The 2,308-nt window shown below is 62.4% G+C and carries 1 protein-coding gene and 1 pseudogene; both read right to left on the bottom strand.

What is annotated here, in order from left to right; genetic code table 11:
* Window positions 1-2 precede the first annotated feature (2 nt).
* Entirely contained in the window at window positions 3-866 is an 864-nt protein-coding gene (gene istB, locus M2427_RS41995; RefSeq protein ID WP_348521982.1) for an IS21-like element helper ATPase IstB, read from the bottom strand.
* Between the two features lie 8 nt (window positions 867-874).
* Window positions 875-2,308 (bottom strand): annotated as a pseudogene (gene istA / locus M2427_RS41990) (IS21 family transposase); the annotation flags it as partial.

Genomic DNA, 2,308 nt, shown 5'->3' with positions numbered 1-2,308 from the left:
TGTCAATCGGCTTGCAAATTTGACCCCTCATCGGCGTCCAATTTTGACCCCTTCGAGCGGCGGGGTTTGGCGGTAGCGCTCGTCTCGTCGGAGCTGGCCGGGATAGCGGAGGCGAGACGAGCGCGGGTGATGTGATCGTCATCTCGGCTCTTGAACCGCCAGCTATCGTTGCCGGTCTCGACAATGTCGCAGTGATGGGTCAACCGGTCGAGCAGAGCGGTGGTCATCTTGGCGTCGCCGAACACGCTCGGCCATTCGCCGAAGGCAAGATTGGTAGTCACGATGACGGAGGCGCGCTCATAGAGCCGGCTGACGAGGTGGAAGAGAAGCTGCCCACCGGACTGGGCGAAGGGCAAATAGCCGAGTTCATCCAGCACGATGAAGTCCATCCGCGTCAGATGCTCGGCAAGCCGTCCCTGCCGTCCGTTGCGCGTCTCGGTCTCGAGGCGATTGACGAGGTCGACGACGTTGAAGAAGCGGCCGCGGGCACCGGATCGGATGCAGCTTCTGGCGATGGCAATGGCCAGGTGGGTTTTGCCCGTGCCGGTGCCGCCAACCAGCACGACATTGCGTTGTTGGGCGATGAAGCCGCCGCCAGCGAGATCATTGACGAGAGTCTGATTGATCGGCGTGCCGTCGAACTGGAAGTCGGCGATGTCCTTGGCAAGCGGTAGCTTGGCAATGGTGAGCTGATATTTGATCGAGCGGGCCTGCTTCTCGTTGATCTCGGCGTTGAGCAAGTCGCCGACAATACGCTGAGGTTCGTGCTGGCGCTTGACGGCAGTTGCCATGATCTCGTCGAAGGCAGCCTTCATGCCGTAGAGCTTGAGTTCGCCCATGAGGTCGAAGATTTGGGTTCGTTCCATCAGATGGTCCTCCGGAGGTTGTCGTAGCGGGCACAATCGGCGATCGGTGCATGACGGAGCGTCAGTGCGGCCGGCGTCATGATGTTGGCCGGTGGGGCGGGTTCACGTTGCCGGGCCAGGATGTTGAGAACGACATCGGCGGAATGGACGCTGTGACTGAGCGCTTCGGCACAGGCCGCTTCCACCGCAGGCAGACCGTCAGTCAGCACCGCGTTGAGGATGTCGACCATCTGCCGATTGCCATCGTCGGTGCTGGCAAGCTTGCGCCGGATCCGCTCGATCGCGGCCGGCAGCACCCAGTCTTTGAAGGGAGCACCGTTGCGCAAGGCACCGGGTTTGCGGGCGAGCACCGGCACATAATGCCAGGGGTCGTAAACGGTATCGCCGCGGCCAAAGGATCGCGGGTGCTCGGCAACGATGCGTCCATCCTGACGGATCACGATGCGATCGGCATAGGCTTGAACCTCGACCGGTCGTCCGACTGCGCTGGCTGCGACCGAGTACTTGTTGTTGTCGAAGCGCACCAGGCAGGTCTTCGAGACCGACGCCGTCACCGCATGGAAGCCGTCGAAGCGGCCGGCATAGGGAACGAGCTTGGGGCGTTCGGCTTCGAACACGTCCCAGATCGTCTGATCGACCAGCTCCGGATGGCGATGAGCCTTGGCGTAGGCGATGCATTTGTCGAGCAGCCAGGCGTTTAACTCGTCGAGGTTTTTGAACCGCAGCCGCGGCGTGAAGAAGCGTTCCCTGACTAGCCCGACCTGGTTCTCGACCTGCCCCTTCTCCCAGCCCGACGCTGGCGTGCAGGCGACCGGATCGACCAGATAGTGGCTGCACATCTGGAGGAAGCGGCGATTGTAGAGACGCCCTTTACCGACGAAGATCGTCTCTACGGCGGTCTTCATGTTGTCGTAGATGCCGCGGGTGCAGGTGCCTTTGAACAGGGCGAACGCCCGGTCGTGGGCGTCGAACACCATCTCCTGCGTCTCCCGCGGATAGGCCCGCACGAACAGCATGCGGCTGTGACAGAGCCGGACATGGGCGACCTTCACCATCACCGTGGTACCGCTCAGCAAGACTACCTCGTGGCTCCAGTCGAACTGGTAGGCTTCGCCTGGGGCAAAGCTCAGCGGGACATAAGCCGCCGCGCTCGATTGCCCGCGTTCTTTGCTCCACCGCCTGGCGTAACGCCGCACGGCATCGTATCCGCCGTCGTAGCCGCCCCCGCGCAGCTCTTCGAAAATCCGGATCAACGTCAGCTGTTCACGAGCTGGTTTGGCCGCGTTCGCCGCCAGCAGCCTGTCGAGCTCAGATGCCCACCGCCCCAGCTTTGGTCGTGGCTGCACTTGCCGCTCGTACTCGAAGGAGGTCTCTCCGGACCTCAGCACCTTCCGGACCGTGTTCCGCGACACCTTCAGGTCGCGGGCGATCTCCTTGATCGT

Origin of the sequence: Bradyrhizobium sp. BR13661 (assembly GCF_029892425.1) — a bacterium.
In the GTDB taxonomy this organism is placed as follows: domain Bacteria; phylum Pseudomonadota; class Alphaproteobacteria; order Rhizobiales; family Xanthobacteraceae; genus Bradyrhizobium.
Note: the sequence above shows the minus strand (reverse complement) of the source record. Positions and strands in the feature narration are given on the sequence as shown.